The organism is Epilithonimonas hominis (genome assembly GCF_003730015.1).
GTDB lineage: Bacteria > Bacteroidota > Bacteroidia > Flavobacteriales > Weeksellaceae > Epilithonimonas > Epilithonimonas hominis.
Genome location: NZ_RJTU01000035.1, coordinates 1 through 24,085, shown reverse-complemented (window position 1 = coordinate 24,085; position 24,085 = coordinate 1). Strand labels below are relative to the sequence as shown.

Sequence of the window (24,085 nt, the reverse complement as noted above, 5' to 3'; positions counted from 1 at the left end):
TATATTTGATTATAAAATATTAATTATGACCACTTACAATGTTTCTATACCGGATAATAAAGATTCTTTTTTTCGAGAATTTTTAGAGCTTATTGGAGCAAAGTATGAAAAAAAGCAAGATACTTTTGAGCTGTCTGATGAGCAAAAGAGGATATTGGATAATCAAGATGATTTTTCGTTGTCCGATTATGAAGATAACGACAGTTTTGTAGCAGAACTGAAGAAAGAATATGGCGTTTAAAGTCATAGTTTCTCCTATCGCGAAATCAAATGTAAGAGAAGCTGCATCTTATTACAAAAAAGAAGTATCTGACAAAGTAGCTCGAAAATTTATTGAAGATTACGAGCAAACTATCGTAAGAATAAAGCAAAATCCATATTTCCAAATCTATTATAAAGATTTCAGAGGATTAACTATGCGCAAATTTCCTTATATTATTTTCTATCAAGTTTCTGATGATATTATTTTTGTAAAAGCAGTTTTCAATGCACTTCAGGATACTAAGAAAAGACCAAAGTAATTTTTAAGAAACCAACCCGCAAATAATCTCTCCAATCTTGGGAGCCAATGCAACACCCATTCCCGAAAGTCGTACAGCGCAGAAATCAAAACATCTTATCATAATTCCAAGCGGCAACAAAAATACCAGCCGTTTCTGTCCGTAATCTTTGATTTCCCAGAGAAACAGCTTTGATTCCTTTGTCTGCTAAAAGCTGAATTTCTTTATCAGAAAAATCACCTTCCGGACCAATCAGGAATGTGTAATTATTAAACTTTGGAATGTCATTAAGAGAAACTCTTTCCAAGCTTTCATTGCAATGCGCCACAAATGTGTTTTCTGAATCTAGATTTTTTATAAAGTCAGAAAACTTAATCAAATCATTGACTTTCGGAAAATGAAATCTGTGACTTTGTTTTGAAGCTCCAATAGCCTGTTTTCGCAATTTATCAATGCTGATGTTCTTGCGTTCGGTTTTTTCTGTGAGAATAAAAGTAATTTCCGAGATTCCCATTTCAACTGCTTTTTCAACAAAAAATTCGATTCTGTCGATGTTTTTTGTTGGTGCAATTGCGATATGAAGTTTTGGTGAAAAATCGGGAAGATTTTCTTTGATTTCAGAAACGTCTAATGAAACTTTTTTACCTTCGAAAACCAGATTGCCTTTAACTAGATTTCCTTTTCCGTCGGTTACGAAAATCTCTTCACCTTCTCGCATTCTTAGAACTTTGGTGATGTGAAGTTGCTCATCCAAATCGAGAATTAAATCAGGGGAAATCTGTCCAAAGAAAAGTTTCATATTATATTTGATTTTATATTAAACCACATAGGCACATAAGTTTTTTCAGGATAAAAAAGTTTAAATAGCTATTTCTACTTTTCTATTTCAAAATTCTTACAACTATTGTTTCTATGTGGTTTTGAAATTTCACATTGTTTATTTTTTAGCAGGTTTTACTAAGTTTACTATTTTCTTGAAAACCAGCATTACCAAAACCGCAGCTAGCCCAAAAACGATCCCTAATCCGAATTTAGTAAAGATGTTTTCCGGAAGCAAATGGTGTATATAATCGATATTATGAAGGAAAATCTCGCCAGAAACCAACAACAATGCGATAGTTCCTACAACTCCCAGAATTTTTATGACAATTGGAAGAGCCTTAATCAAAACTTGTCCAAGACCAGAGAAAAATCCTTTGTTTCCAGATTTTTTCATTAAGAAAAAACCAGCGTCATCCATTCTTACAATCAAGGCTACAATTCCGTAAACGCCTACTGTTGCAATAATAGCTACAAACGAAACACTCAGAATCTGAGTCAAAAGGGGATGTTGTTTTTCGATTACGGTTCCTAATGCGATGATGACAATTTCCAAAGAAAGGATGAAGTCTGTTTTGATAGCCGAACTGATTTTCGATTTTTCTGATTTCTCATCTTCTTCTGGTAAAGTGCTTTCTTCTACAACCTCGTGTCCTTTTTTATTCCTGTGAAAAAGAAATTCGATGATTTTTTCTACACCTTCGTAAGCCAAATAAATCCCACCAAGAATCAAAATATAAGTGATTGCAGGCTCATAAAGCCACTTCAGCAAAAATATAAATGGGATGATAATTAGCTTGTTGATAAAGGAACCTTTGGTGATCGCCCAAAGAACGGGGATTTCTCGCGAAGAAAGAAATCCAGTGGCTTTTTCCGCATTTACAGCTAGGTCATCGCCGAGGATTCCGGCAGTTTTCTTAGTTGCTAATTTGCTGGTAACCGCGATATCGTCCATCAACGCGGCGATATCGTCTAAGATTGCAAAGAATCCTGAAGCCATAACTTTTTATTTTGATACAAAAATAAGTTTTAAACTTTAAAATTCAATGGTTAAAATGGATGTGCGAATGATTTTATTTGATGTTTTGAAATGCAATTTCATTTTCGCTGATGAAGGCAACACCGGTTTTAATCGTCGTGTAGATATCTGTGTCACACTCCCGCAAAGAACACATATAGACTTCCTCAATCCAAGTGTTGTTGAGGAAAATCAGATTGAGGTATTCCTGTTTTTTAAGGTTGTTTTTGAAGGAGAGATAATCGCCTTCTTTGGGTTCATAATCAAAGCTGAAAACATTCTCGGCGTTAATGGTCTCAATGATTTCTTCCTTGATTGTTTGCAGATAACCTGTCTCTGAACCGAGTAGGTCAAAATCCTCCGGTGCATCAGAAGCTTCAGTTTTGCCGGTAATGGTTTCCAGGATCCAGTAAAATTTAGACTTATTTCTGGCTTGTTTTTCAAGGATTTTTTCTTCGAGGAGTAGTTTCATAAATTTTTGCTTTTGCTAGTGCGAGCGTCTCGCTCGTATTGAATGCACGAGCAAGATACTCGCGCCAGCGTGAGAGAAGTATGCTCGAGTTAGCCGTAGTGGTTTTTTATTTAAGCTTACAGAGTTCAATCGCCTCACTTTCAAAATAATTTTTAAATTTTTCAGAAAGTTTATTATTCTTGAATTTTAAAATAGTGTAGCCACTATCGAATGCAATAATTTCAAGAATAGATTCAGAAATTTGGAAAACGTTCTCTTTCCAAACTTGCTCACTTTCTGATGAAAGTGTTAAATTTTTTTTTTCATCTATTTTATAATTATTACTTACTGCTGAAATAACTCCCCAAATTATTTGGGTGTCACTATTCATCAATTGTGCAAATTCATCTCTATCAAGAAAAAAATAATCTTTTTCAAAATTTAAAGGAATTTGAGAATCAGTTATAAAATCAACATCAGTAATTAACCATTTGTAGTTTTGCAAATCCTCCCATATTGGTTTTAAAATTTCTTCTAAATCCGTTTGATATTTAATTTTTTTGGAATGTTTAATAACCCAATTCATCCGAGTGAAATATAATATTCGTTTTACAAATCATACTTCGCCGTAGCCGTTGTCCTAATATCCGTAAACTCGCCACGTTCGTATTTCAGTTTGGCAACCATTGCAATCATTGCAGCATTGTCAGTTGTGTATTCGAATTTTGGGATGAAGATGTTCCAACCGAGTTTTTCACGATTGTCTTCCATTGCTTTTCTAAGACCGGAATTGGCAGAAACACCGCCAGCAATAGCAATATCTTTGATGTTAAGTTCTTTCGCTGCTTTTTCCAATTTATCCATCAAGATTTCAATGATTGATTTCTGAACAGAAGCACAAAGGTCATTCAGATTATCCTTAATAAAATCCGGATTTTTCCGCACTTCTTTCTGGATAAAATATAAAACAGACGTTTTTATTCCGCTGAAAGAATAATCATAACCTTCCATTTTTGGCTTGTTGAATTGGAAAGCGTCGGGGGTTCCCTCTTTGGCCAATCTATCCACAATTGGTCCGGCAGGATAATCGAGGTCAAATATTTTCCCGATTTTGTCAAACGCTTCACCTGCGGCATCATCAATAGTTTTTCCGATGATCTCCATATCGAAGTAATCCTTAACCAAAACTATCATCGTGTGACCACCAGAAACTGTCAGACATAAAAACGGAAATCTGGGCGGTGTAGGATTGGCATCTTCAATAAAATGGGCGAGAATATGCGCCTGCAAATGATTGACTTCTATCAACGGAACGTCCAGACTCATCGCCAGAGATTTGGCAAAGGATGTTCCTACGAGGAGCGAACCCAAAAGTCCAGGACCTCGTGTGAAACCAATCGCACAAATCTCATTTTGTTGTATATTTGCTTTTGAGAATGCTTTCTCCACAACAGGGATGATGTTTTGCTGATGCGCTCTGGAAGCCAGTTCCGGAACCACACCACCATATTCATTATGGATTTGCTGGTTGGCAGCGATGTTGGAAAGGATTTTGTTATCCTGGATTACTGCTGCGGAAGTGTCATCGCAAGACGATTCTATACCTAAAATAATTGAACTGCTCATAACTAAATGGCAAAGTTAGAAAATAAAAATACAAATAACGAAAATCCAAAAGCTGACCAACCTATCAGCAAGAAAAAAAGCCCGCTTCTCCTCAGGATTATCAGCTATATATTTTTCACAATTCTCGTTCTTATCATATTGATATTGGTCGCTATTAATCTTCCTGTTACAAAACGGTACATTGCCAATCAGGCCATTGATATGCTGAACAATGACTTTAAAATGGGAATGAGGATTGAGGATATTGATGTTAATTTCTTGGGTGATGTCACCATAAAAGGACTGACGCTAAAAGATTACAAGAATTATGATTTTGTAAAAGCAAAAGAACTTAGGGTGGCGTCTGACTGGTTTGCGTTGGCATTCAACACCAGAGATATAAAATTCAATCAGGCAGTTATTATAGATCCAGTCATCAGAGTCATCACTTACAAAGGGGACAGCATCAGCAATTTTGTTCGTTATGTGGATAATTTCGATGACGGGAAACCTCGGAATCCAAATAAAAAGCCCTTTAAAATGGGGATGAAAATTGATTTGATTAACGGATTGGCAAGTATTGTTAATGAAAATCATCCGGGGGAAGCAGGCCGATGGCTGGACGCCAGAAAAGTGAACTTGAATGTGACCTCTCTTCGAGTGGAAGGTTCTAATGTTTTTGCTGATATCAGAAATTTTAACTTTATCACCAAACGTTATGGTAAAGAATACATTGTCGATACTTTTTCTACCAATTTTGAACTGACAAAAAAACATCTCAAGTTAGGAAATCTGACCTTCAATACCAATTATTCCCTTTTGCAGGGTGAAGCGACTCTTAATCTTGATCCGAAGACAAAATTTGCAGATTTTGGAAAGAAGGTCAATTGGGATCTTAAAATGATTCCCGGAAGTCAGATCAGCGGCTATGATTTGAGCTATTTTATTCCGGACTGGGACAATTATACACCCATCAATATCTCCGGAACGATGACTGGTCCATTGAATAATTTCACATTAAATAATTTTTTGATTCGATCCCAGGAAATCAATCTCAATACCAAAAAAATGAGTATTTCAAGCGTTTTGGATAAAAAATTTTTTATTGAAAGTAAAGATGTTTCCGCAGATTTTACCTACAAAGGTCTGAAAGCGACATTGCCAAAATTTATTTCTTCCAAGCTCGGAAATTTTGCGGATGATTTCGGAAGGCTCAAATATAACGGATCTGTAAAAGTTAATCCGAAACAGATTTTTGCCAGTGGTAATCTAATCACCGGAATTGGCCAAGCGAAGATGAAGGATTTCAATCTGGTTGATTATAGCACAAAACGCCCTAGATATAAAGGTTATGTTGAGGTTAAAGATCTGAATGTAACTGCACTGACCAAAAATAAGCAGGTTGGGCTGATCTCGGGAAAATTCAATATTCAGGGTGAAGGTTTTGATGTGAATACAATGTATGTTAAAACATCTTCCAGTGTTAATCATATTGATCTGATGGGGAAGAGTCTTAACAATATTTCTATAGACGGTGTTCTCAATAAAAAAAGATTCACAGGGAATATTTTAGCTAATGACCCTAATGCAAAGGGAAATTTTAAAGGAATTGTAGATTTCAGTACCAAAAGGTTATTTGCAGATTTTACAGCCGATATCAGATATCTTAATCTGATATATTTTGGAGTTTCGGCAGGTGAAACTAATGCCGTTAGCGGATTGGTAGCCGGAAAAATTTCGATGACCAATCTAAATGATCTGAATCTCGATACTAGTATAACAAATCTGGTTCTGAATTCTCCTGCTCAAAAGCTTCATATTCCTGATTCTAGGCTTAAGGCTTATTTTGAAAACGGAAACAGAATAGTTTCAGTAGATGCGCCTGGAGCTGTCAACGGGAGATTGTCCGGTAGATTTAACCTTGAGGAGATTGGAAATATGATTAGCAATAGCATTAACAAAATCTTGGTTGGGAATCCTCTGAAAAAAACATATAACGGTCAATATTTTGATTTTGAATTGGATGTAAAACAAGGTCTTGTTTCTTTTTTTGTGCCGGATCTCAAATTGCCGGGGGGTGCGAAAGTTTCCGGTAACTACACAGGAGCGACCAATGATCTCGTACTAAGTGCAGATGCAAACAAGATCAAGTACATATTGGCTAACAAAAGAGAACTTACGGAAGCTGAAAAATTTTTAGCTGAAACTGATGCGACATTCCAGCCAGATCTCAATAAAGCGAAAGACAGCACAATGATTGACAGCCTGAGGCTGAGAATTAACACAGCTAATCTTAACCAGCAGTTGCTGGCAACTGTGAAAAGAGGCCAATATGCAAACAAAGTGTTTCAGGACGTGAAGCTCACGGCTACGAATGAGAACGGCCAATTGCTTAGAATTGGAACCGAATTTAAACTGGGCAGTCCCGATGATGAGACTGCAAATGAAATGAAGGAATATACCGTTAATATCAATCAGACAACTAATCCTGCGGGAGATTATGTGTTTCGTTTTGAGCCAACTACGGTCAAATTCAATGGCGTGGCTTGGACTGTTGATACGAGTCCGGAACTGAATCATTCTATAACTTACCGAAAGAAAGAAAAAGATGTTTTAATTCAGAACCTACGGGTTTTTTCTGATGATAGTGAACTGCTCGTAAAAACTGCTGATTTTAAATCTGGAAAAGATTTTACTGCTAATGCAGAGGTTAAAAATCTTGATATTTCCAAGCTCCTGGCTTTCGGGAAAGATAGCAATTCTATGGATATCAGAGGAACGGCTAATGGAACTGTACAAATCAGAAAATCCGGAGAGAATCTGGAACCTTTGATTGATTTGAATGTGGAAAATATCTTTATGAATGGTAAAGGAATGGGTAATCTTGAAACAAAAATTACCAAAAGCGAAAAATCGAATGTTTTTGATGTAAGCATACAAGCCTTGTCTTCTGAATTCCTCGGTAAAAATACCTTGGATGTGACAGGAACAATCGATAATAATCTCGCTTCACCCGTCCTGAATCTAGCCGCGAAAATGAATGAATTTGATCTTGGCTTCGCGCAGCAGTTTGTCAAAGAAATTTTTGGTAATTTACGTGGGAAGGCTACCGGTGATCTTAAAATTTCGGGTCCTATTAATGATATCGATTATAGTGGTGATATTGCTTTGAAGGGGTTTGGCTTAAAACTTATCTTTACGGGTGTTGATTATTCTTTTGACGATACTGTTATCAATCTTTCCAGAGGACTTGCCATTCTGAATAATATTGGAATCCGAGATGGTAGGGAAAATTCAAAAGGCAATGTTTCCGGATCTATTCAGTTTGAAACCTTGTCTTCTCTTGGAGTCAACCTAATTATGCGTGCAGATAATCTTCTAGTCCTAAACTCTACCCAGGATGAAAACGACCTTTTTTGGGGAAGAGTTACTGCACAGGGAGACTTATATGTAGATGGTCCGGTAACTGGATTATCTATTGGAACCTCTAATGATGGTCTAAGAGTTCTAAACAACAGTACTTTTACTTTTAATAGTGCATCTACAACGAATGTGGAGGAGTTTAAAATATTAAGATTTTTGAAAAGGGATAATGCAGGCGTTATTTCTGTAGAAAAAAAGAAAAGATCCGGAGCTAATATGTTAATTGACTTTGATGTCACCATAGATAAAGGGTCGCTTGTTAATGTTTTGGTGGGTGATGATGTAGGGAATATTTCTGTACGTGGCGATGCAGATCATCTGAAGTTCCGTATGGAAAGGAGTGGGAATATTTCTATGAACGGTACCTATACTGTAGATAATGGAACATTCGTTTCACAAGCAGTGCTTAACAGGACATTTCAGATTGCAAAAAACAGTAGTATCCGGTGGAGCGGTAGTCCTATGACTCCGGATCTGGATATCATTGCAAACTACAGAAGGACCGTTACCAATACCGGCGATTATTTACAGATGTCTATTGCTCAGCCAGTTGATGTAGTTCTCACAACCAAAATTACCAATACATTGACGGATCCGGATATCAAATTTGATGTTACGGCACCGGATGCACCATCACAAGTAAGAGAAACCCTAGCTTCCAAAATAAATACTGCGGACGAAAAGACAATTCAGTTTGGATCTGTTCTGGTTCTTAATAGTTTTAATGTCCCTAATTCTGGAGGTCTGGATTTTACAAATATTTCAAAATCATTGCAAAATACGGGATACAATGTGGCTTTTAAGCAATTAGGCTCAGTTCTTAATACCATCAGCAGTGCTTTCCAGATAAATCTAGATTATATCAGCGGAGATGCGAAATCAAATACTTCTGACAGGGCAAATACCAATGTAAGCCTCGCACTTTCTCCAAGAATCAAATTCAAGACGGGCTTGGGAGTTCCTATTACCAAAACCCAGAATACCAATGCCAATTATCTTTCTGTTGAAGGGATCGTAGAGTATGACTGGAGTAAAAATAACAATGGAAGCAGGTTGTTTCGAGCATATTCGAAGCCATCTAACATTGGTATCACCACCGCCATAACGCCAGGTGCTAATCAAAATTATGGAATTGGAGTTGTTTATAGTAAAAGTTTTAATTCTCTTCGAGAAGTGTTTAAAAAGAAAAATACTACAAAAGCAGACTCTCTGGTTTCTGTAACAAATAAAACAGATTCTATAAAAAACAAGGCTAAAAAATGATAATTGTCATAGTATTTATTGTATTTTGTTAAAAGATGTTAATCTGTTAATAAATGTTTTTATTTAAATTAATTTTTTTAAATTTGCAAAAAAAATAAGTTTATTTTAAATTAATAATAAAATCGAAATGAATTATCAATTAGACGATATCGATAAAAAAATTCTTGACTTCCTGGTAGAAAATACAAGAATGCCTTTCACAGAGATTGCTAAACAAATGGATGTTTCAGCAGGAACAATACACGTAAGGGTAAAGAAAATGGAAGATGCGGGAATTATTTTAGGGTCATCTTTAAATATAGATTACGGTAAATTAGACTATAATTTTACAGCTTTCATAGGTATTCTACTTACTAAGTCCAATCATACTCAGGAAGTTCTTAAACAATTGGCATTGATTCCAAATGTAGTAGAAGCAAGTGTGACTTCAGGAAAATATAATATTTTTTGTAAAATGAAAGCAAAGAATACTGAAGATGCAAAAAGAATCATCTATCAAATCGATGATATTCAGGATGTCATGAGAACAGAGAGTATGATCTCTATGGAAGAGTATATCAGTGATAAGAACCGTCTTATAAATGCGGTTAGTATATAGTTAGTTAGTAGAAGATTTTCTATTGGAAAGAGCTTATTTATTAAGCTCTTTTTTAGTAATTTTAAATTATGAATTCATTAGCTGAAAAATTTAGAAAAAATAAAAGTTTCTATATCATCTTCGGGCTGATTCTGCTTGTGTTTTTTTTAAGTGTCAATACCGATCTTGCGGAGCTATCTCAGCATAAAGCTATCAATATTCCTTTTGGTTTTTTTTATTACACTCTTGGAATTGATATTTTGGCAATTCTCAGTTGGGTACTAATTATTTTTAATAGGAAAGCTGGCGTAATTTTTTTTCCTATATTGATTATGCTGCATTTCGGACTGCATAATTATTTCCTGAGTACTTATTTGTATTCTGATATTACAGTTTTATTTCTATTTATAGGTCTTGGACTTTTAGAAATTATTCCTAGATGGAAATATCTCCGATAATATAAAGTTAAAGCTCCGCAATCAATCTGCCGGAGCTTTTTTTTAAGTCAGTTTAAAAAGATAATTTCAGTGCAAAATCTGTTTTATCATGCAGATTGATTTCTGCTCTACCAGCATAAACTTGTCCCAGAGAGCTATAAAATTCATCATTATCTTTTATTTTGCTGCAAATGACTTCTGCGTCCTTATTGATTTTGAGAGCCTTTTCAAAAAAACCAAAATAAGCGTAAGAAAGAGCTTGTGCCATCAGAGCTTGCCCCATATAATAGTCATCGCTTTCGCTGCTTGCAATTTTGTATAACTTATTGGCGGATCTGAGTGCTTTTTCCCGCTCAACGAGGCCAATGTATGAGTTGATATTGGCATTAAGGGATTGGGCTTTGCCGGGATAATATCCTACAGCGTCAGACAGCTGGTAGGTTTTCGCACATATTTGAAGTGCTTGATGCCTATTAGCAAGCTGAAAAAGAAAGAGCTATAAGTCTATCAATTTTTTTGGTAGCGTATTGTTGCGCCTTCGCTCCATTTAGGAATGAAAGAACTACAAGGATGTCTATTATTTTTTTTGATAGTACCACATCTTAACCTAACTTCAAAATTATTAAAAAAAATAACATAAAAATCAGATTTCAATGTCATTTTTAAAGTCGCATTACAGAAATTGGTAACAAATATTTAATAAGCCTACTTATGACAGGAAATTTTTTTTAGATTGATCTATTAACTCTGGAAAAAAACATTCAAAATACATTTTTAATTTTTCTTTGTTATCAAGAAAAACTTCAAATATAGAAATGTCTTTTTCCAGATATTTAGCCTTGTTAAGAACATTCTGCATACTAAATTTTATGCCTTGATCCGTTCTGTAATTGGTCAACCAATCATCTTGCTGCATCCTTACAAGCATTTTTTTATAATTTTCGGGAAGCCATTTTTCATTTTCCCAAAGTATTTTATAAACTTTCAGAGAATGATTTCTCAATTCCTTTTCTGGGTAATAATGAGCAACAAAATAATCAAAAGCAACATCTACAAATGCACCCGAATATAGTCTGACTAGTGGACTGAAAATCTTCTTGGCTTCTGAAACTGCTGGATGAGTGTCTGTAAATGTATCAATAAACCGATGAAGTTTAATCCCTTCCTGAATTTCCAATGGAAAACTTTCTCGCTCATTATTTTTTATAAAGTCCGCAATCATATTCCCAACAAGTTGTCCGTTGGTGTAAGAAAGTATCGAGTGGGCGAGATAATTCAATTATGAAGGATGTTTGGTAAATTTACTTATGGCTAATATACTGAATAAAGAAAAACTAATTATTGTGTAAAAGCCATTTTCGAAATTATTTTGAAACCCATCATAAATGTTATACAGTAAACTTCCGATGGCAAGAATCAAAAAAATATATTGGGTCCAAGTTTTCATGATTTGAAATTTTGATTAAAATAGTAACTCCACAAAATCCTCAATTTTACTGATTTCCTCAATTTTAATTCCGAATTTTTTCTTCGGAAGTTTGTTAAGATTGGAAATGAAGATTTTCTCGTAACCCAATTTTTCTGCTTCAGTAATTCTTTGTTCCGCTTGTGCAATCGGACGGATTTCACCACTTAAGCCAATTTCTCCTGCAAAACAATAATGTTCAGAGATTGCAATGTCTTCATTACTTGATAAAATTGAAGCTACAACTGCTAAATCCAAAGCTGGATCATCTGTTTTAATTCCGCCTGTGATATTGAGGAAAACATCTTTTGCGCCGAGTTGGAAACCTGCTCTTTTTTCTAAAACTGCCAAAAGCATATTCAATCTTTTGGAATCAAAACCAGTCGAGCTTCTTTGTGGCGTTCCATAAACTGCGGTTGAAACCAAAGCCTGAATTTCCAACAGCATCGGTCGATTGCCTTCCAAAGTTACTGCAACAGAATTGCCGGAAAGTTCTTCAGATTTTTTGGTAATAAGTACTTCAGATGGATTTTTAATTTCTTTCAAACCTTGTGAAATCATTTCGTAAATCCCAATTTCTGATGTAGAACCGAAACGGTTTTTATTGGCCCGAAGCAATCGGAAAAGATGATTTCTATCGCCATCGAAATTCAGGACCACATCTACCATATGCTCCAAAACTTTTGGTCCTGCGATTTGTCCATCTTTCGTAATGTGACCAACGAGGAAAACTGGAATGTTATTTTCTTTGGCAAATTTGATGATTTCGTTAGAGCATTCCCGGATTTGAGAAACCGTTCCTGGCGAACTTTCTATCAATTGAGATTGAAGCGTCTGGATAGAATCGATAATCATAAAATCAGGCATCAATTTCTTGGCTTCGTGCAGGATTTTCTCAACATTAGTTTCAGTAAACAGGAAACAGTTTGGATTTTTGACTTCGGCTAAACGGTCGGCTCTCATTTTTATTTGCGACGCACTTTCTTCTCCGGAAACATAAAGAATTTTCTTCTTCATTTTTAAAGCTAATTGAAGAAGCAGAGTCGATTTTCCAATTCCGGGTTCGCCACCTATCAAAGTTACAGACCCCAAAACAATTCCTCCACCTAAAACTCGGTCCAGTTCTTCGGAAGGTGTTTTGATTCTCGGCTCTTCATTGGTTTCGACTTCGATGATGTTGATGATGGAAGATTTAGATTTAGCAACAACAGATTTTGTTGATTTTTCCACAATTTCTTCCACAAGCGTATTCCATTCTCCACAAGTTTTGCATTGCCCGTGCCATTGGGAATATTGCGCGCCACAGTTCTGACAGAAATATTGAGTTTTGAGTTTTGCCATTCTGCTAAGTTCCAGAAAATTTTGGAAAGTAAAAAATTAGAAACGCTTTAAAAAGAGGATTAACGTTTTATTTTGAAAAGAGTAAATTTGCCATTCGTATACATATTGATATTATCAGATAATTAAAATTTTTTAAAAATGGCATTAGACAAAAATCACGTAGTAACTTTGAAATACGTTCTACATACTAATGATGAAGCAGGAGAAAAAGTTTTCGTAGAAGAGACTTCTGCAGAAAACCCAATGACGTTTCTTTACGGTGTAGGAATGATGATTCCGAAATTTGAACAAGAAATTCAGAACTTGAATATTGGCGAAACAACATCTTTCACTATCGAACCAAGCGAAGGGTACGGAGAAAGAGATCCTCAAGCTGTTACTCAGTTGCCTGTGGATATGTTCCAAGGACAAGAATTGCCTCCAGTTGGGGCGGTTCTACCATTGTCCGACAATCAAGGGAATAATTTCCAAGCTTTGGTTGTAGAAGTTACTCCAGAAGCTGTGGTTGTAGACCTTAATCATCCAATGGCAGGAAGACCTTTACATTTCGATGTTGAGATTTTGAACACTCGTCCTGCAACGGAAGAAGAATTGGCGCACGGTCACGCACACGGTGCTGATGGACATTCTGGTCACTAGGATTATGATTTAAAAAAAATGCTCGTCTAATTAGATGAGCATTTTTTGTTGGTATAAATTATTTTTTAGGAATATTTTTCAGAATCTCCTGAGTATATTTCCAGAATTTTTGAACAGATGATATACTCGCTCTTTCATCCGGAGAATGGGCGCCTTTTATCGTGGGACCAAAACTCACCATTTCCATTTTTGGATAATTGGCTCCGATGATTCCACATTCTAATCCTGCGTGACAGGCGACTACCAATGGTTTTTCGCCAAAATTAGACTCGTAAAGTTCAGTCATTACTTTGATGATTTCTGCTTCAGGTTTTGGTTTCCAGCCGGGATAAGAACCTCCGAATTCTGTTTTCAATCCATTGCTTTCAAAAGATGCTTTCAATTGATTTGCCACTTCCCATTTTGTTGATTCTACGGAAGAACGCGTCAAGTTTAATATTTTGATTTCTCCATTTTTCAACTCCACTCTTGCAACGTTGTTAGACGCTTCTACCAAGCCTTCTACATCAGGACTCATTCGGAAAACGCCGTTGTGAGTAGCATTGATTGCAAAAACTATTTTTTTAGAATCTTCAACAGAAATTGCTTTTTCTGATAAATCTAATTTCTCGATATGGATAACTAAATCTTTTTCTAATGAAGCAAACTCCTCAAGAATTTCAGATTTAAGTTTTTCAAATTTTTCTGAAAAATCTTGCGAATTATCTACTGAAAATACTGCTTTAGCTTCTCTAGGTATGGCATTTCTCAAACTTCCACCATCGATAGAAATTAACTGAATTTGATTATCTAATCCTAAAAACAGCAATCTTCCTAATAATTTATTCGAGTTTCCAAGACCTTTGATGATATCCATTCCGGAATGTCCGCCTTGCAGACCTTTAATTTCGATTTTGAAAGTTTCACCTTGTACATCTTCTACATCAAATTTTGCAGAAGCCGTAACATCCACACCTCCAGCACAGCCGATATCAATTTCATCATCTTCTTCTGTATCAAGATTTAAAAGAATTTCTCCTTTCAGTTGTCCCGGTTTCAAGGCTAAAGCACCTGTCATTCCTGTTTCTTCATCAATAGTGAAAAGGGCTTCCAAAGCAGGATGTGCAATGTCATTACTTTCTAAAATGGACATAATTGTTGCAACGCCCAAACCGTTGTCAGCGCCCAAAGTTGTTCCTTTGGCTCGAACCCAATCGCCATCTACATACATTTGAATTCCTTGAGTTTCGAAATCAAAATCTACATCATTGTTTTTTTGGCAAACCATATCAAGGTGGGATTGCATCACGATTGGCGTTCTGTTTTCCATTCCAGCGGTTGCAGGTTTTGTGATGATGACATTTCCAACTTCGTCAACAGTAGTTGGCAATCCAAGATTTTCACCGAATTCTTTTATGAATTTTATAACTTTTTCTTCTTTTTTTGATGGTCTGGGAACCGAATTCAGTGCTTCGAAGTTTTTCCAAATCACTTTTGGCTCCAGTTGAGAATATTCCATTTTTTTTGAAATTTTTTGATGTTGCAATTTAATAATTATGAAAGGAAAATGAAATCTTTATGACATAAATAATGTTTCAGGAATCTTCCATTCGTTTTATCTTTTATAATTTTGAAGCTTCAATTCTAGCAAACTATTGATGTCGAATTTTATACAACAGTTTTCCAAATTTTTAAGGTTAAGAGTGTCCGTCTCAGAATGGATTTACTTAATAAAATGCGTAATTGGCGCATCTATTTGTTATCTGTTTTATATTTTTCTTCCGCAATATCCAGTTTATTGGGCTTTGATTTCCGTTGTGATCGTGTTTTCGCCAGATAATAGCAATAAGCTGGCTTATGACCGAATCAAATCCAATCTTCTCGGCGCTTCGATCGGAATGATTTTATTTCTGATTCCGATTCCTAATATTTTATTGATTTGTATTGGTGTCGCCTTGACGATTTTGGTTGGAATTGCTCTGAAGCTTGATAATACGCTTCGTTCTGCTCTTGCAGCTATGGTAATTGTTTTGATTGAGGAAAATCAGGCGCACGATTGGCTGATTCCGATTGAGCGTGTGATTTGTGTTTGTATAGGTTGTTTTGTGGCGCTAATTATCACTTTTGTTTTTTCTAAGTTCAAAAGTTACGGTCAAACTTTTTTGAAACATTGATAAAAGGTACAAAACCCATAGCCCCGATAGCAGCGACATCCTTTTTTGTTTTCTATTGCTAATGTTATTTTTATGGACTATCGTTCTGAAAACAAAAAAGATATAGCGGATAGCGGGATTAAGCTCCTAACAAAAAAACTCCCCAAAAATTGGAGAGTTTCTATAATGTTAAGATCCTTCGTCAAGCTCAGGATGACAATTCTTAGTATCTGTAATACTCAGGTTTGAAAGGTCCTTCAACAGAAACACCGATATAATCAGCTTGTTCCGGAGAAAGCGTTTCCAATTCTACGCTTAATTTCTTAAGGTGAAGAGCTGCTACTTTTTCGTCAAGATGTTTTGGCAACATATAAACTTCGTTTCCGTAAGCTTCTGAATTGTTCCAAAGTTCAATTTGAGCCAAAGTCTGGTTGGAGAAAGAGTTAGACATCACGAAAGATGGGTGACCCGTTGCGCAACCAAGGTTTACCAATCTACCTTCAGCAAGGATGATAACTTCTTTACCTTCAATTGTATATATGTCCACCTGAGGTTTAACTTCTGATTTTGTGTGACCGTAGTTTTCGTTCAACCAAGCCATATCGATTTCGTTATCGAAGTGACCGATGTTACAAACAATCGTTTTATCTTTCATCTTAAGGAAATGCTCTTTTCTGACGATGTTGAAGTTACCAGTAGTTGTAATTACGATATCTGCGTTATCCACAACAGTATCCAATCTTTTCACTTCGTAACCGTCCATTGCAGCTTGAAGCGCACAAATTGGGTCAATTTCAGTTACAGTAACAATAGAACCAGCTCCTCTGAAAGATGCAGCAGTTCCTTTTCCAACGTCTCCGTATCCGCAAACTACAACTCTTTTTCCAGCTAGCATTACGTCTGTTGCTCTTCTTACAGCATCTACTGCAGATTCTTTACAACCGTATTTGTTATCGAATTTAGACTTAGTAACAGAATCATTTACGTTGATTGCAGGCATTACTAGAGTTCCGTTTTTCATTCTTTCGTACAATCTGTGAACTCCGGTTGTAGTTTCTTCAGAAAGTCCTTTGATATCTTTTGTGAATTCTGGATATTTATCAAAAACCATATTCGTCAAATCTCCACCATCATCAAGAATCATATTCAATGGTTTTCTGTCTTCTCCAAAGAAAAGAGTTTGCTCAATACACCAATCGAATTCCTCTTCGTTAAGACCTTTCCAAGCGTAAACAGGAATTCCTGCAGCAGCAATTGCAGCAGCTGCGTGGTCTTGGGTTGAGAAAATATTACAAGAAGACCAAGTTACTTCAGCACCTAGAGCTACCAAAGTTTCAATCAAAACTGCAGTTTGGATGGTCATATGCAGACATCCAGCGATTCTTGCGCCTTTCAAAGGTTGAGATGGTCCGTATTCTTCACGGATAGCCATCAAACCAGGCATTTCTGCTTCAGCCAAAGTAATTTCTTTTCTTCCCCATTCTGCTAGGGAAATGTCCTTAACTTTATAAGGAACGTATTGTGTTGTTGTACTCATATCGTATGAATCGTTTTTAATTCTGATTTTAAAATGCAAAATTACAATTAAAATATTAATAAATAAAACTTCTGATTTTTATCAATTTTAAAAAAATGCTCCCGAAAAAAATTCCGAGAGCATCGCGTATAGAGAGATAATGAATGTTTATTTCCAGCCGCCACCTAAGCTTTTGTAGATATTCACAACTGTGCTTAGTTGTCTCTCTTTAGCTTCGATGAGTTCCATTTTGGCGTCCAAAGCATCACGCTGATTCATCAGAACTTCCAGATAATCCGCTCTCATATTTCTGAATAACTGATTGGCAATATCGATTCCTTGGTCAAGCGCTTTTACTTCCTGAGACTTCATTTCATAATATTTATCGAGGTTTTTGATTGCCGACATTTGATTGGTAATGTCAAGATAAGCGCTCAAAATGGTTTTGTCATATTCATACAAAGCTTGGATTTGTCTTGCATCTGCGGATTTGAACTGCGCTTGAATCGCGCTTTTGTTAATCAGCGGACCAGCCAATTCTCCAACCAGATTGTAAGCAATCGATTCCGGCATTTTTACCAAATATGAAGGATTAAAAGCTTCCAAACCAAGTGCTGCATTGATTTCCAGACTTGGATAGAATTCTTTTCTAGCCGCTTCCACATCCAATTTTGCAGATTGTAATTCCAATTCGGCTTGTTTGATGTCAGGACGATTCGCTAATAACTGGGACGGAATTCCTGTATAAACTGTTTGAGGAACAATCGACATAAAACTTTCTTTGGTTCTTACAATCGGTTGTGGGTAACGACCAAGCAAAGCATTGATTTGGTTTTCCTTTTCCGTGATTTGCTGCTTCAGATCGTATTCGGTCGCATTGGATTTTGCCAATTCAGCCTCGAATTTTTTCACAGCCAATTCTGTTGCAGCCATTGCCTGCTTTTGGATTTTGGCCACTTCAAGCGCTTTTTTCTGCAAATCCATATATTGATGAATAATATCCAATTGATTATCAAGAGATAGTAATTCATAATAATTATCAGCAACTTCAGCAATCAAACTTGACAGAACAAAATTCTTTCCTTCAACTGTTGACAGGTAATGGGCGACAGCAGCTTGTTTTTCAGTTCTCAGTTTATGCCAGATATCAACTTCCCAGTTCGCAACTAAACCGCCTTCAAAATTTCCTAAATTCTCTGGAACTTCTTTTCCATCGGTTATTTCTGTGGATGCATCACCAGCTCCTGTACTCGTGTAACGACCCACTTTTTCTATTCCGGCTCCTAATCTTGCTGCAACAGTCGGACTTAATTTTCCGTTTTTGTACATCACATCGCTTTTTGCGATTTCGATTTGCTGAAGTGTAATCATTAATTCCTGATTATTTTTCAGAGCTTCATCAATCAGATTCACAAGATTCGGGTCTGTGAAAAATTGTTTCCAAGGCGTGATTCCGGAATTATTTTCCGAAGCAGTCTGATTTTCAAAATTCTGAGGAATGGTTTCTTTTACTCTATCCTGAATTTTAGTCGCCATTGGTGCTTTACATCCAATCAATGCTAATGAAATGAATGCTGTTGCGACAATGTTTTTATGATTATGAAATAATTTAGTCATACCTTAATTTTTATAAATGTCTCGTTGAGACAAACTGTTAATAGATTTTATTGGTTCGTTTTACAGAAGTTCCGTAGGAACGACCTGTTTTCGTAATGTCTAAGTCCGCTCCTACGGAGCTCAAATTCACAACTTGGTCTATTTCTATTAACAGTTTGCCTCTCCGAGGCTTTATCATTTTTGTCTTTTAATTTTTATTGTTTTTACCTCTGGATTGATTGGATTATTTATCTTCAAATTTTCCATCGTGTTGGTAAGGTTCAGTTTGTTCTGTTAAAGGATTTTCTTCTTCATAGTAAGTCAGTTTGGACTTGGCCGCAATGTTGGCGAAAATGTAATACAATCCAGGAATTATCATCAATCCGAAAATAGTTCCGATGAGCATTCCTCCTGCAGCAGCCGTTCCAATGGTTCTGTTACCTACAGCTCCAGGTCCAGTTGCTAAAGCTAATGGAATCAATCCTGCAATAAATGCGAACGATGTCATCAAAATTGGACGGAATCTCAAAGACGCTCCTTGCAGCGCAGCTTCTTTTGTAGAAAGTCCTTCTTCTGCTTTTTTCTGCACAGCAAATTCGACAATCAAAACGGCGTTCTTTCCGAGTAGTCCAATGAGCATTACCATTGCAACTTGTGCATAGATGTTATTCTCTAATCCGAAAAGTGAAAGACATAAGAACGCTCCGAAAATCCCCGTTGGTAATGACAAAATGATTGGCAACGGTAAAATGAAACTTTCGTACTGAGCAGAAAGAATCAGATAAACAAATCCAAGACAAACCAGGAAAATATAAATCGCTTCGTTACCTCTGGAAACTTCGTCTTTAGAAATACCAGCCCAATCGATTCCGAAACCTCTTGGCAAAGTTTTATCTGCAACTTCCTGAATGGCTTTAATAGCATCTCCGGAACTATATCCAGGAGCCGGCGTTCCACTCACTTCGGAAGAGTTGTACATATTATGTCTCGTGATTTCCGACAATCCGTAAACCTTTTCAAGATGCATAAAATCTGAATAAGGAACCATTTGGTCTTTATCATTTTTGACATATAATTTCAATAAATCGCTTGGCAAAGCACGATATTGTGGACCGGCCTGAACAATCACTTTATAAGGTCTGTCGAACCGGATGAAACTTGTTTCGTAATTAGAACCAATCAATGTTGAAAGATTGTCCATTGCTTTTTCGATTGTTACACCTTTTTGCTCTGCTAAATCATTGTCAACTTTCAACATATATTGAGGGAAACTCGCAGAATAGAATGTGAAAGCAGAACCTAGTTCCGGACGTTTTTTCAATTCTTTCACAAAATCATTGCTGACTTGTTCCATCTTATGATAATCACCACTTCCTGCTTTATCCAAGAGTCTTAATTCAAAACCTCCTGCAGCTCCATAACCGGGAATTGACGGTGGTTGGAAGAATTCGATGTTTGCTCCGGGAATTTCTTTGGCTTTTTGTTCCAATTGTTCGATGATTTCCGTAGCAGATTCTTTTCTTTCGTCCCAATTTTTAAGGTTAATCAAACAAGTTCCGGAGTTAGAACCAGTACCTTCAGTCAAAATCTCATAACCAGCTAAAGATGAAACAGACGAAACGCCATCAATATCTTCAGAAGCTTTTTGAAGCTGTAATGCAATTTGATTGGTTCTTTCCAAAGTTGAACCCGGAGGCGTTTGAATAATCGCATAAATCATCCCTTGATCTTCACTGGGAATAAATCCGGAAGGTAATTTATTACTCAAGAAAAATGTTCCGATACAGAAAAGAACCAATAACGGAAGCGTTACCATTTTTCTTGTAACAACTTTAGTCAATAAGTTGTGGTATTTTCCGGCTCCAATTGTAAATAAGTTATTGAAATTATCCAAAAATCTTGTGATTGGTGTTTTCTTTTTCTCTTTTCCGTGATTGTTTTTCAGAATGATTGCACACAAAGCCGGTGTTAATGTCAAAGCGACAACTCCAGACAAAATGATTGATGAAACCATCGTAATCGAAAACTGACGATAGAAAACCCCGACCGGACCGGACATAAACGCCACCGGAATGAAAACTGATGCCATTACCAAAGTGATTGCGATAATTGCCCCGCTGATTTCGTGCATTGCTTCTTCTGTTGCCTTGAGTGGCGACAGATGCTTCTCTTCCATCTTGGCGTGGACGGCTTCTATCACCACAATCGCATCATCGACGACAATACCAATTGCCATTACCAAAGCAAAGAGTGAAATCAAGTTTAAAGTAATTCCAAAAGCGGACATTATGGCAAATGTTCCTATTAATGAAACCGGAACCGCAATTGTTGGAATCAATGTAGAACGCCAGTCCCCTAAGAATAAGAAAACCACGATTGCTACTAATATAAACGCTTCGAATAAAGTATGAACTACTTTCTCAATCGATGCATCCAAGAATCTTGAAACGTCATAACTGATTTCGTAATGCATTCCTTTTGGGAAGGTTTTTTGCAAATCAGACATTAATATTTTTACATTCTTGATAACGTCACTTGCATTAGAACCATAAGATTGTTTCAATGTAATCGCTGCAGACGGTTTTCCATTCAAAGTAGAGTAGATGTCATACATTGATGAACCGAATTCTATATCAGCAACATCTTTCAGTCTTACAAATTCGCCATCAGTTTTAGCTTTCAGAATGATATTTCCATAATCTTTTTCATTATTGAAACGACCGGGATATTTCAAAATATATTCAAATGACTGAGAACGTTTACCGGAACTTTCACCTGTTTTTCCGGGAGAAGCTTCCAAACTTTGAGCATTCAAAGATTCCATCACTTCGTCTGCAGAAATTCCGTAAGCTGTCATTCTATCAGGTTTCAACCAAATACGCATTGCATATTCACGAGTACCTAAGATATCAGCAAAACCAACGCCGCTAACTCTTCGTAATTCTGACATTACGTTGATGTCCGCATAGTTGAAAAGGAATTTTTGGTCGGCTTTCGGGTCATCACTGTAAAGGTTGATATACATTAACATATTCGGCTCTTCACGCGTGATTTTTACACCTTCACGAACTACTAACGGAGGTAATTTATTAACAACAGATGATACACGGTTTTGAACGTTAACTGCAGCAACATTTGGGTCAGTTCCCAAATCAAAAACGATTTGGATGGAACATTCTCCGTCGTTTCCGGCGTCGGAGGTCATATATTTCATTCCCGGAACACCGTTTAGTCCACGTTCCAAAGGAATTACAACAGATTTAATCAGCAATTCGTTATTAGCTCCAGGATATTCCGCCGTGATGTTCACTTTTGGCGGAGAAATAGCCGGGAATTGCGTTATAGGAAGTTTTACCAAAGATAAGATTCCCATAAATACGATAATCAAAGAGATTACGATAGACAGAACTGGTCTGCGAATGAATTTCTTAAACATAATTTTTTTAATTATTAATTGTCAATTGTTAATTATTAATGAGAAGCAGTGCTACCATTAACAATTAATCATTAACCATTATGTTAGTTGGCTTGTAATTTTAATGAGCTCAGGACTTTTTTCGGATCTTGGAATTTAGTTTCCACTTTTTGGTCGTCTTTCACTTTTTGAACACCTTCTAACAAAATTTTATCTCCAACATCAAGACCTTCTGAAACTATGTAGATATCAGGTAATTCATAAGAAACCTTGATATTTTTAGACCTTGCAACACCGTCTTTGCCAACTACGAAAACATATTTCTGATCTTGGATTTCGTAAGTCGCTTTTTGAGGAATGATTAAAGCATTTTTAAGAGGAAGCGTCATTTGGATTTTTCCAGTTTCTCCGTTTCTCAATAATTGATTTGAATTTGGGAACTTGGCTCGGAAAGCGATATTTCCAGTTTCATTATCAAATTCACCTTCAATGGTTTGGATAGTTCCTTTATTTGGGAAAACTTCTCCATTAGCCATAATTAGCGAAACTTGATTGTTTTCTCTTTCAGCAGAATGCGTCTGATAATTAAGATATTCGGGTTCGGAAACATTGAAGTAGGCGAAGATTCCACCATTATCAGAAAGGCTTGTCAACAGATCGCCTTCGTCAACCAAGCTTCCTAATTTAAGAGGAAGACGGTCGATAATTCCTGAGAAAGGTGCTCTAATTGTAGTGAAAGATAAATGGGTTTGAGCTAAGTTCAATTCAGCTTTAGCAGCATCCAATTTGGCTTTTGCCATTCTTTTTTCATTAATAGAAACCACGTTGCTTTTTGCCAAAGTACTTGCATTCTGTAATTCAATTTCAGCCTGTGCTACTTCTGCTTTAGCTTTCAAAACATCAGCCTGATAAAGTTGTGGCATAATTCTGAACAAAACTTGTCCGGCTTGTACGTGCTGACCTTCATCAACATATATTTTTTCAAGGAATCCTTTTTCCTGAGCGCGGATCTCTATGTTTCTTTCGGATCGTATCTGGGAAACAAATTCTTTGTTGATTACCGTGTCCATTTGTACCGGAGACGTTGTTGGGTAAACGACAGTTTCTTCTTTTTCTTCTTTCTTGTCTTTGCAGCTTAAAATCATCAATAATGTGCTGAAAATAAGAGCTAATGTGACTCTCTTGTTCATAATCTTATATTTTTTTAATGGAATTAACGAACCTTGCGGTTTCATTTTAAATAAGTTTTATTTTATTTTTTTTTTTTTTTTTGATTGTGTGTTGAAAGAATAATCGTTTTAAAACTGGACTTTAGAATCTAATTTTAGAATTAAAATCGTAGCAATGATTATTCGAAATTATTGAATAGGAAAGTTTTCAAAAACAACAGAGATTCTTACCACTTTGGAATAAGGGTAATTCTGTTTTCGAAAAAGTAAATTTTAAATTTGGATAGAACGCAGAAGAATAAATCTTTTGACCGAAGAAAAAATAAGTTTCGGCTCGTGAAAAGTTTTTGTTCTTTGTCTGAAATATAAATGTAAAAGATAACCAAACCCGAATGTCGCTATAATTGCAACAAAATTAAGAGCTTCGGATAAATTCAGATTACTTTCTTCGGGAGCATCTAGAGAATCATTAATTTGTTGAAATGATGTTTTCTCTAATGAATGATTCTTGTGGTGTTTTTTAGCAAAAGAAAGAACTTGCAACGAGATATTCTGAGTTCCAAAATCTTGTTGGAAATCAAGGGTTTGTTTGTTCTCTGCTGTAAATAACAGAAATACAAACATTAGAATATATACGATTGCGTTTTTCATTTTGATGCTGCAAATTTACATCACATAATTGTTAAAATAATCTTAATGAACCTGTTGTGCATTTAGGA

Annotated in this window: 22 protein-coding genes; 7 read left to right on the top strand and 15 right to left on the bottom strand. The window is 36.1% G+C overall.

Annotated features, from left to right (window positions below; translation table 11 throughout):
* Positions 1-25 precede the first annotated feature (25 nt).
* Together EGH73_RS05515 and EGH73_RS05510 are read left to right on the top strand one after the other, a co-directional pair.
* Entirely contained in the window at positions 26-241 is a 216-nt protein-coding gene (locus tag EGH73_RS05515; protein WP_123281019.1) for a hypothetical protein, read from the top strand.
* Complete coding sequence (locus EGH73_RS05510) at positions 231-521, top strand: type II toxin-antitoxin system RelE/ParE family toxin (RefSeq protein ID WP_123281018.1); 291 nt, start codon at positions 231-233, stop codon at positions 519-521. Before EGH73_RS05515 ends, EGH73_RS05510 begins: the two co-directional genes overlap by 11 nt.
* A gap of 85 nt (positions 522-606) precedes the next feature.
* On the opposite strand, the gene EGH73_RS05505 is transcribed toward EGH73_RS05510, so the two are convergent.
* The 5 genes from EGH73_RS05505 to tsaD form a co-directional block, all read right to left on the bottom strand.
* Positions 607-1,299 carry an RsmE family RNA methyltransferase gene (locus EGH73_RS05505; protein ID WP_123281017.1) on the bottom strand — a complete coding sequence of 231 codons (693 nt, stop codon included), beginning with the start codon at positions 1,297-1,299 and terminating at the stop codon, positions 607-609.
* Between the two features lie 138 nt (positions 1,300-1,437).
* Positions 1,438-2,319, bottom strand: coding sequence for a DUF808 domain-containing protein (locus EGH73_RS05500; RefSeq protein ID WP_123281016.1), 882 nt, complete (start codon positions 2,317-2,319; stop codon positions 1,438-1,440).
* A gap of 73 nt (positions 2,320-2,392) precedes the next feature.
* Positions 2,393-2,809, bottom strand: coding sequence for a hypothetical protein (locus tag EGH73_RS05495; RefSeq protein ID WP_123281015.1), 417 nt, complete (start codon positions 2,807-2,809; stop codon positions 2,393-2,395).
* 106 nt (positions 2,810-2,915) lie between these two features.
* On the bottom strand, positions 2,916-3,374 hold the full coding sequence (locus EGH73_RS05490) for a hypothetical protein (protein WP_123281014.1): 459 nt from the start codon (positions 3,372-3,374) through the stop codon (positions 2,916-2,918).
* Positions 3,375-3,397: 23 nt separating this feature from the next.
* Positions 3,398-4,414, bottom strand: a complete 1,017-nt coding sequence (tsaD, locus tag EGH73_RS05485; RefSeq protein ID WP_123281013.1) for a tRNA (adenosine(37)-N6)-threonylcarbamoyltransferase complex transferase subunit TsaD — start codon at positions 4,412-4,414, stop codon at positions 3,398-3,400.
* A gap of 6 nt (positions 4,415-4,420) precedes the next feature.
* Between tsaD and EGH73_RS05480 the strand changes: the two genes are divergently transcribed.
* The 3 genes from EGH73_RS05480 (at position 4,421) to EGH73_RS05470 (ending at position 10,114) form a co-directional block, all read left to right on the top strand.
* Positions 4,421-9,079, top strand: coding sequence for a translocation/assembly module TamB domain-containing protein (locus tag EGH73_RS05480; RefSeq protein ID WP_123281012.1), 4,659 nt, complete (start codon positions 4,421-4,423; stop codon positions 9,077-9,079).
* Between the two features lie 127 nt (positions 9,080-9,206).
* Positions 9,207-9,677, top strand: coding sequence for an Lrp/AsnC family transcriptional regulator (locus EGH73_RS05475; RefSeq protein WP_027384579.1), 471 nt, complete (start codon positions 9,207-9,209; stop codon positions 9,675-9,677).
* Between the two features lie 68 nt (positions 9,678-9,745).
* Complete coding sequence (locus EGH73_RS05470; RefSeq protein ID WP_089770007.1) at positions 9,746-10,114, top strand: hypothetical protein; 369 nt, start codon at positions 9,746-9,748, stop codon at positions 10,112-10,114.
* Between the two features lie 52 nt (positions 10,115-10,166).
* Here EGH73_RS05470 and EGH73_RS05465 read toward each other — a convergent pair whose 3' ends face one another.
* The 3 genes from EGH73_RS05465 to radA form a co-directional block, all read right to left on the bottom strand.
* Positions 10,167-10,376, bottom strand: a complete 210-nt coding sequence (locus tag EGH73_RS05465) for a hypothetical protein (protein ID WP_089770006.1) — start codon at positions 10,374-10,376, stop codon at positions 10,167-10,169.
* 426 nt (positions 10,377-10,802) lie between these two features.
* Positions 10,803-11,372 (bottom strand): acyl carrier protein phosphodiesterase, encoded by a 570-nt coding sequence (locus EGH73_RS05460; protein ID WP_123281011.1) that lies wholly within the window; start codon positions 11,370-11,372, stop codon positions 10,803-10,805.
* A 183-nt stretch (positions 11,373-11,555) separates the two neighbouring features.
* On the bottom strand, positions 11,556-12,899 hold the full coding sequence (gene radA, locus EGH73_RS05455) for a DNA repair protein RadA (protein WP_089770004.1): 1,344 nt from the start codon (positions 12,897-12,899) through the stop codon (positions 11,556-11,558).
* A gap of 138 nt (positions 12,900-13,037) precedes the next feature.
* Here radA and EGH73_RS05450 point away from each other — a divergent pair, with 138 nt between their 5' ends.
* Entirely contained in the window at positions 13,038-13,538 is a 501-nt protein-coding gene (locus tag EGH73_RS05450; protein WP_123281010.1) for an FKBP-type peptidyl-prolyl cis-trans isomerase, read from the top strand.
* 58 nt (positions 13,539-13,596) lie between these two features.
* Here the strand turns inward: EGH73_RS05450 and EGH73_RS05445 are convergent, their stop codons facing one another.
* On the bottom strand, positions 13,597-15,036 hold the full coding sequence (locus tag EGH73_RS05445) for an aminoacyl-histidine dipeptidase (RefSeq protein ID WP_123281044.1): 1,440 nt from the start codon (positions 15,034-15,036) through the stop codon (positions 13,597-13,599).
* Positions 15,037-15,175: 139 nt separating this feature from the next.
* Between EGH73_RS05445 and EGH73_RS05440 the strand changes: the two genes are divergently transcribed.
* Positions 15,176-15,691, top strand: coding sequence for an FUSC family protein (locus EGH73_RS05440; protein WP_089770002.1), 516 nt, complete (start codon positions 15,176-15,178; stop codon positions 15,689-15,691).
* Between the two features lie 202 nt (positions 15,692-15,893).
* On the opposite strand, the gene ahcY is transcribed toward EGH73_RS05440, so the two are convergent.
* The 6 genes from ahcY to EGH73_RS05415 form a co-directional block, all read right to left on the bottom strand.
* Positions 15,894-17,207 carry an adenosylhomocysteinase gene (gene ahcY / locus EGH73_RS05435; RefSeq protein WP_123281009.1) on the bottom strand — a complete coding sequence of 438 codons (1,314 nt, stop codon included), beginning with the start codon at positions 17,205-17,207 and terminating at the stop codon, positions 15,894-15,896.
* A 147-nt stretch (positions 17,208-17,354) separates the two neighbouring features.
* Positions 17,355-18,803 carry a TolC family protein gene (locus tag EGH73_RS05430; protein WP_123281008.1) on the bottom strand — a complete coding sequence of 483 codons (1,449 nt, stop codon included), beginning with the start codon at positions 18,801-18,803 and terminating at the stop codon, positions 17,355-17,357.
* Between the two features lie 37 nt (positions 18,804-18,840).
* Positions 18,841-18,981 carry a hypothetical protein gene (locus tag EGH73_RS13985; protein WP_184808074.1) on the bottom strand — a complete coding sequence of 47 codons (141 nt, stop codon included), beginning with the start codon at positions 18,979-18,981 and terminating at the stop codon, positions 18,841-18,843.
* 45 nt (positions 18,982-19,026) lie between these two features.
* Positions 19,027-22,218: an efflux RND transporter permease subunit gene (locus EGH73_RS05425; RefSeq protein ID WP_123281007.1), complete on the bottom strand. Its 3,192-nt coding sequence runs from the start codon at positions 22,216-22,218 to the stop codon at positions 19,027-19,029.
* Between the two features lie 83 nt (positions 22,219-22,301).
* On the bottom strand, positions 22,302-23,387 hold the full coding sequence (locus tag EGH73_RS05420) for an efflux RND transporter periplasmic adaptor subunit (protein ID WP_123281043.1): 1,086 nt from the start codon (positions 23,385-23,387) through the stop codon (positions 22,302-22,304).
* A gap of 252 nt (positions 23,388-23,639) precedes the next feature.
* Complete coding sequence (locus EGH73_RS05415; RefSeq protein ID WP_123281006.1) at positions 23,640-24,017, bottom strand: hypothetical protein; 378 nt, start codon at positions 24,015-24,017, stop codon at positions 23,640-23,642.
* Between the last annotated feature and the right edge of the window lie 68 nt (positions 24,018-24,085).